The 6,916-nt window shown below is 64.6% G+C and carries 6 protein-coding genes; 4 read left to right on the top strand and 2 right to left on the bottom strand.

The window, feature by feature from the left end:
* Positions 1 to 465: integrase core domain-containing protein (locus tag B2R83_RS03955; protein WP_292038370.1), on the top strand; the 465-nt coding region annotated here is incomplete at its 5' end.
* A gap of 84 nt (positions 466 to 549) precedes the next feature.
* On the opposite strand, the gene B2R83_RS03950 is transcribed toward B2R83_RS03955, so the two are convergent.
* On the bottom strand, positions 550 to 1,239 hold the full coding sequence (locus B2R83_RS03950) for a response regulator transcription factor (protein ID WP_292038369.1): 690 nt from the start codon (positions 1,237 to 1,239) through the stop codon (positions 550 to 552).
* A gap of 168 nt (positions 1,240 to 1,407) precedes the next feature.
* Here B2R83_RS03950 and B2R83_RS03945 point away from each other — a divergent pair, with 168 nt between their 5' ends.
* The gene (locus tag B2R83_RS03945) at positions 1,408 to 3,393 is read left to right on the top strand and encodes a S9 family peptidase (RefSeq protein WP_292038367.1); all 1,986 of its coding nucleotides are present in this window, start codon (positions 1,408 to 1,410) and stop codon (positions 3,391 to 3,393) included.
* Positions 3,394 to 3,538: 145 nt separating this feature from the next.
* On the opposite strand, the gene B2R83_RS03940 is transcribed toward B2R83_RS03945, so the two are convergent.
* Positions 3,539 to 4,609 (bottom strand): tartrate dehydrogenase, encoded by a 1,071-nt coding sequence (locus B2R83_RS03940; protein ID WP_292038366.1) that lies wholly within the window; start codon positions 4,607 to 4,609, stop codon positions 3,539 to 3,541.
* Positions 4,610 to 4,732: 123 nt separating this feature from the next.
* Between B2R83_RS03940 and B2R83_RS03935 the strand changes: the two genes are divergently transcribed.
* Positions 4,733 to 5,650 (top strand): LysR substrate-binding domain-containing protein, encoded by a 918-nt coding sequence (locus B2R83_RS03935; protein WP_292038371.1) that lies wholly within the window; start codon positions 4,733 to 4,735, stop codon positions 5,648 to 5,650.
* A gap of 40 nt (positions 5,651 to 5,690) precedes the next feature.
* Positions 5,691 to 6,806 (top strand): 2OG-Fe(II) oxygenase, encoded by a 1,116-nt coding sequence (locus B2R83_RS03930; RefSeq protein ID WP_292038364.1) that lies wholly within the window; start codon positions 5,691 to 5,693, stop codon positions 6,804 to 6,806.
* Positions 6,807 to 6,916: the final 110 nt, after the last annotated feature.

Genomic DNA, 6,916 nt, shown 5'->3' with positions numbered 1-6,916 from the left:
CCACTATTGACAGTACACCTCATCAAGGTTGGCCACAGCCGTCCGATGCATCCGCAAACACAAGGCAAGGACGAGCGTTTTCACCGTACGCTCAAACGTGAATTGCTCAGCCGCCGCGGCTTTAACTCGCTGCAGGAGTGCCAGCAAGCGTTCGATATCTGGCGTGATCAATACAATCTTGTACGGCCGCATCACGCACTGAATCAGCAGCCGCCCATCAGTCGTTACACCGCCAGTGGGCGCAAATTTCCTGCCCAGCTCCCCGACGTCGAGTATGACAATGAGGACGACGTCAGGAAGGTCAAACATAGCGGCTGTATCAGTTTCTCAGGTTTGCAACCGTATATCGGAGAGGGGCTGGCTGGAGAGCCTGTTGCGGTCAAGCCCACTGACACCGATGGACTCTTCGACGTCATGTTCTGTACGCGAAAAGTCGCAGAAATCGACCTCAGGATTAAGGCGTAGAATGGTTCGACATGTGTCACCTATGTCTCTAGACATGTGTAACCCATGTCCCTGTGCCATACAGACCTGCCCACCCTACGAACATCAGTTCCAGGCCGATGGCGAAAACAGATAGCCTTCGCCCCACACCGTCTTGATCTTTTCCGAATCGGTATCCTCGAACTTGCGGCGCAGCTTGGAGATGCAGTTGTCGATGCTGCGATCCAGCCCGTCGAATTCGATCCCGCGCATCTTCTTGAGCAGGGCGTCGCGCGAGAGCACGCGGCCGGCGGCTTCGGCCAGCACCAGCAGCAGCTTGTATTCCGTATTCGACAGCACGCAGGGCTCGCCGCGCCAGACCACGCTGCGGTCGCTCATGACGATGCGCAGCGCGCCGAACTGCAGCACGCGCGCGTCAAGGCCGCCCTTGGCCTGGGCCGTGCGCCGCATCAGGGCGCGCAGGCGCGCCAGCAGCACGCGCGGCTGCACCGGCTTGTTGACGAAATCGTCGGCGCCCTGTTCCAGGCCCGAGACTTCGTCGTAGGAGTCCTCGCGCGCGGTCAGGATCAGGATCGGCACTTCGGACAGTTCGCGGATCTGGCGGCACACCACCATGCCGTCCAGGCCCGGCAGCATCAGGTCGAGCACGACGACGTCGGGCGAGAGTGTCTTGAAACGCTCCAGCGCCTGGTCGCCGCGCGTGACAAGGTCGACCGCGAACTCATAGCCGGACAGGTATTCGGTGACGAGCTCGGCCAGGCGTGCATCGTCTTCCACTAACATCACTCGGTACATGCTTGTTTCTCCTTGGTCCGAGATTGTATAGAACTAGTTGCCCGACAGCACAGCCCCTACAAAGGGGGGACATTTGCTTACAGTTCGGTGACAATGATGCGCCCGGTCCACCATCGTGTAAAGTTAAGGAGCAACAACACCAACAACCCATGCATCGGAGACCACCGGATGAGACTTGACCGCCGCCCGCTCGGGCTGACCCTGATCGCTACCATGCTTCTGGCCGCCGGCGCCGCATCGGCCCAACAAGCGGCCCAGGAGACCGCCGTCGCACCCCCGGCTGCGATGGTGCTGGAAAACGTCCCGCCCGTACGCGCCAGCCTGGCCAGCCAGGTGGCGAAGTACAACGACTTCAAGCCGACCTCCTACGCATCCTGGCACCCGACCAGGCTCGAGATGATCGTCTCGCGCCGCCATAACAACACGCCGCAGCTGTTCCGTGTGGCCAAGCCCGGCGCCCCGCTCGAATTGATGACCGATTACGCCGAGCCGGTGCGTACGGCCCAGTACGAGCCGCGCCACGGCAAGTTCTACGTGTTCGGCCGCGATACCGGCGGCAACGAGGTGTTCCGCGCCTACCGCCGCGAGGTCGGGAAAACGGACGCGATTCCCGTCACGCCCGACAACCGCCGGGTGCAGGACACCGCCTGGGCCAGGAAGAGCGGCCGGCTGCTGTACGTGACGGTGCCGGTGGGCCGCCAGGGCTCGAACGACCAGGTCAACTCCACCGTCAGCATCGTCGACCCGACGCAGCCGGAACAGGCGCGCGTGCTGGCCGAACTGCCGGGCGGCGGCTGGGGTTCCTTCGAGTTCTCGCACGACGACAAGCAGCTGGTGTACAGCGAGTACGTGTCGGCCAACGAGTCCTACCTGTGGCTGATGGACGTCGCCAGCGGCAAGAGCCGCCGCCTGACCGAGAAGGGTGAGGAGAAGGTCGCCTACGGCAATGCCACATTCTCGCGCGACGGAAAGGGCATCTACACGACCAGCGACCGCGGCTCGGAATTCCAGCGCCTGGTCTACATCGACATTGCCAGCGGCAAGGAGACCGTGCTGACGCCCGACATCAACTGGGACATCGACAGCTTCGACCTGACCGACGACGGCAAGCTGCTGGCCTTCGTGGCGAATGAAGACGGCAGCAGCGTGCTGCGCATGATGTCTACCCGTGACCGCAAGCTGGTGGCGCAGCCGAAGCTGCCGATGGGCGTCATCGGCCGCATCGAGTGGCACAATAACAGCCGCAACGTAGCGCTGTCGTTGTCCTCGGCGCGCAGCCCGTCGGAGGTCTACAGCGTCGACGCCAAGACCGCGGCCGTGACGCGCTGGACCCGGCACGAGAAGATGGACGTCGACATGAACAAGTTCGTCGAACCCTCGCTGGTGCGCTGGAAGTCCTTCGACGGCCGCGAGATCTCGGGCTTCGTCTACCGTCCGGACGCCGCCAGATTCCCCGGCAAGCGCCCGGTGGTGATCAACATCCACGGCGGTCCGGAAGGGCAGTCGACGCCGGGCTTTTTGGGCCGCAACAACTACTACACCGACGAGATGGGCCTGACGGTGATCTACCCGAACGTGCGCGGCTCGACCGGCTACGGCAAGAGCTTCCTGAAGCTGGACAACGGCAAGCTGCGTGAAGATTCGGTGAAGGACATCGGCGCGCTGCTCGACTGGATCGCGACCCAGCCCGACATGGACGCTTCGCGGGTGGCGGTGGTGGGCGGCTCCTACGGCGGCTACATGACCCTGGCGGTGTCGACCATGTACCCGGAGCGGATTGCCGCGGCGATCGACATCGTCGGCATCTCGAACTTCGTCACCTTCCTCGAGCGCACCGAAAGCTACCGCCGCGACCTGCGCCGCGTCGAGTACGGCGACGAGCGCGATCCCGAGATGCGCAAGTGGATGGAAGCGACGGCGCCGGCCAACAACGCCGCCAAGATCAAGAAGCCGCTGTTCGTGGTGCAGGGCAAGAACGACCCGCGCGTGCCATGGCAGGAGGCCGATCAGATCGTCGCCACGGTGAAGAAGAACGGCACGCCGGTGTGGTACATGACGGCGAACGACGAGGGACATGGCTTCGGCAAGAAGGCGAATGCCGATTACCTGTTCTATTCGACGATCGATTTCTTCAATACCTACTTACTGAAATAAACCCGTGTTTTTCGTAGGGTGGGCGGGTCTCCCGCCCACGCGGTCAAGTGGTGCAAGTTCTGCCGCTCCGGCTGTTTTAATCCTAACTATCACCGCGTGGGGTGATTCGGGCCAGTGGCCCGGATCACGAGCCGCCCACCCTACGTCAAACCGATGCCAGGTACTCGGCAATTGCTGTTCCGACCTCGGTCGTATTCGCCGCCCCGCCCATGTCCGGCGTGCGCGGCCCGTTCACCAGGCAATGCTCCATCGCCCGCACCAGCGCATCGTGCGCCTCGGTATAGCCCAGGAAGTCCAGCATCATCGCCCCCGACCAGATCATGGCGATCGGGTTCGCGATGTTCTTGCCGTAGATGTCCGGCGCCGAACCGTGCACCGGCTCGAACAGCGAGGGGAAGCTCCGCTCCGGATTGAGGTTGGCTGAAGGGGCGATGCCGATCGTGCCGGTGCAGGCCGGCCCCAGGTCCGACAGGATGTCGCCGAACAGGTTCGAGGCCACCACCACGTCGAAGCGCTCGGGCGACAGCACGAAGCGCGCCGCCAGGATGTCGACGTGGTACTTGTCCCAGCGGACGTCCGGATAGGCCTCGCCCATCGCTGCCACGCGTTCGTCCCAGTAGGGCATCGAGATCGCGATGCCGTTCGACTTGGTGGCGGCGGTCAGGTGCTTCTTCGGACGGCGCTGCGCCAGGTCGAAGGCATACTTGAGGATGCGGTCGGTGCCCTTGCGGGTGAAGATGGCTTCCTGCAGCACCAGCTCGCGCTCGGTGCCTTCGAACATGCGCCCGCCCACCGCCGAGTATTCGCCTTCGGTGTTTTCCCTCACCACGTAGAAGTCGATGTCGCCCGGCTTCTTATTGGCGAGCGGGCAGGGCACGCCCGGCATCAGGCGCACCGGGCGCAGGTTGACGTACTGGTCGAACTCACGCCGGAACTTCAGCAGCGAACCCCACAGCGAGATGTGGTCGGGCACCGTGTCGGGCCAGCCGACCGCGCCGAAGAAGATGGCGTCGACGCCGTCGAGCTGCTGCTTCCAGTCGTCGGGCATCATCTTGCCGTGCTGGAGGTAGTAGTCGCAGCTGGCCCATTCGAAGCTGACGAACTCCAGCGGGATGTTGAACCGCTGCGCCGCCGCCTCGACGGCGCGCAGGCCCTCGGGCATGACTTCCTTGCCGATGCCGTCGCCGGCGATCACGGCGATCCTGTGCTTCTTCATTGCGCGCTCCTGTGCTGTTTGCAAGTCGGTCGTCAGATTAGCAAGAAAACGCTGCGTTTATAATCCCCGTTAGTGTGGCCTTATAGAACACGAATCGTGAATAATCAAATCGAGAACGGCGGCATGCGCGCAGGCGACCTGCGGGTGTTCGTCGAGGTGGTACGCAGGGGCAGCTTCAGCGGCGCGGCGGAAAGCCTGGGCATGTCCGCGGCCTTTGTCAGCAAGCGCATCGGCGTGCTGGAGGCGCAGCTCGGGGTGCGGCTGTTCGAGCGTTCCACGCGGCGCGTGCTCATCACGGAAGAGGGCGAGCAGGTCTATGCCAGGGCCCAGCTGATCCTGGAACAGCTCGACGACATGCTCGACGACGTCTCGGAGCGGCGCCAGGAGCCGGCCGGGCGGCTGCGCATCTGCAGCAGCTTCGGTTTCGGGCGCAAGGTGGTGGCGCCGGTGATCGCCAGGCTGGCCGCCAGCCACCCGAAGCTGCAGATCCGCTTCGAGGTATTCGACCGCCTGGTCGACACGGTGGCGGAAGGCTTCGACCTGGACGTGCGCATCGGCGACGACCTGCCGCCGCAGCTGGTGGCGCGCAAGCTGATGGCCAATCACCGCATCCTGTGCGCCGCCCCGAGTTATATCGCGCGGCACGGCATGCCGAAGTCGCTGAAGGAACTCGCCAGCCACCAGTGCCTGGCGATCAAGGAGCGCGATCACCCGTTCGGCACCTGGCGCCTGCGCGGCAAAGGCGGCGAGGAGACCGTGCGGGTGTCGGGCGCACTGTCGACCAACCACGGCGAGATCGCGCTGCGCTGGGCGGTGGAAGGCGCCGGCATCGTGCTGCGCTCGCTGTGGGATGCGCGGGGCTACCTGGAGAGCGGCGCGCTGGTGCAGGTGCTGCCGGACTACACCCAGCCGGCCAGCGTGTGGGCCGTCTATCCGCAGCGCCTGAGCGGATCGGGCAGGGTGCGTGTCTGCGTGGAGTTCCTGCGCCGGCACCTGGCCCAGCCGGGCGCCGGGCTTGGCGCGGGAGACGCGCTTCGCTAAGATGCCTGTCTCATCCTTGTCAACTCATCCAGGACATATTGTGTGGCTACCCGGTGACCCGATACCTGAATTCGTGGCCAGCACGGCGCAGAATCCGCGCTATACCTTCTATACGACCGGGGGCCGCTACGTCGTCCTGAGTTTCCTCGGCAGTGCCGGCATTGCTGCGGTGCGCGAGGTGGTCGGTTATGTCGAGCGGCGCCGCGCCCTGTTCGACGACGAGCAGCTGTGCTTCTTCGGAGTCTCGGTCGATCCGGACGACGAGGCCTGCGAGCGGGTGCGCACGATCCTGCCCGGGATTCGTTATTTCAGGGACTTCGACCGAAAGCTCAGCAGCCGGTTCGGCGCGATCGGGGACGGGTACCGGCCCTTCACGCTGGTGCTCGATCCGATGCTGCGCGTGCTCGCCCATATCCCGCTCCTGTCCGCCGAGCAGCACAACGCCGCGCTCGAGGACACGATCGGTCGCCTGCCGCCGGTCGCCCAACATGCCGGCACCGAACTGCATGCGCCCGTGCTGATCCTGCCGCGGGTGTTCGAGGAAGACCTGTGCCGGGAGCTCATCGCGCTGTACGAGCACCATGGCGGGATCGAATCCGGTTTCATGCGCGAGGTGAACGGCAAGACCGTGGAGGTCAAGGAGCGCAGCTTCAAGCAGCGCAAGGATGTCGAGTTCGATTCGCGCCCGGAATTCGCGGCCCTGAGGCAGGCAATCCATGCCCGCCTGCAGCGCCGCCTGCTGCCGGAGGTGCGGCGCGCCTTTCAGTTCAACATCACCCGGATCGAACGCCACCTGGTGGCGCGCTACGATGCCAGCGAGGGCGGATTCTTCCGTCCCCACAAGGACAACACCACGCTGGGCACCGCGCACCGCCGCTTCGCCTGCACGATCAACCTGAACGCCGGCGAGTACCAGGGCGGCGACCTGCGCTTTCCGGAATTCGGCCCGCGCTGCTACCGGGCGCCGACCGGCGGCGCCATCGTCTTTTCCTGTTCCCTGCTGCACGAGGCGACGCCGGTGGTGGCAGGGACGCGCTATGCATTCCTGCCCTTCTTCTACGACGAGCAGGCCGCCCAGCAGCGCGAGCGCAACCGCCATTCCCTGACCGGGCAGGTGTTCGACCGGGCCAAGGGGCAGGACGAGAACAGCGTGTAGCCGTGTTCATGTCAGGGCAGGCAGCGTCCATGTCATCAAAACCGGGGTTCGCCGCATTCCGCTGAGCCGGCACGCCCGCCCGGCTACAGTGGACTTCCCGAACCTGAAGA

The organism is Massilia sp. UBA6681 (genome assembly GCF_002454935.1).
Taxonomy (GTDB): Bacteria; Pseudomonadota; Gammaproteobacteria; order Burkholderiales; family Burkholderiaceae_D; genus Telluria; species Telluria varians.
Note: the sequence above shows the minus strand (reverse complement) of the source record. Positions and strands in the feature narration are given on the sequence as shown.

Bases quoted from the DNA above. Each gene is read 5' to 3' on its own strand.
- B2R83_RS03940 (WP_292038366.1), bottom strand. From the start codon at position 4,609: ATGAAGAAGCACAGGATCGCCGTGATCGCCGGCGACGGCATCGGCAAG.
- B2R83_RS03935 (WP_292038371.1), top strand. From the start codon at position 4,733: ATGCGCGCAGGCGACCTGCGGGTGTTCGTCGAGGTGGTACGCAGGGGC.
- B2R83_RS03950 (WP_292038369.1), bottom strand. From the start codon at position 1,239: ATGTACCGAGTGATGTTAGTGGAAGACGATGCACGCCTGGCCGAGCTC.
- B2R83_RS03945 (WP_292038367.1), top strand. From the start codon at position 1,408: ATGAGACTTGACCGCCGCCCGCTCGGGCTGACCCTGATCGCTACCATG.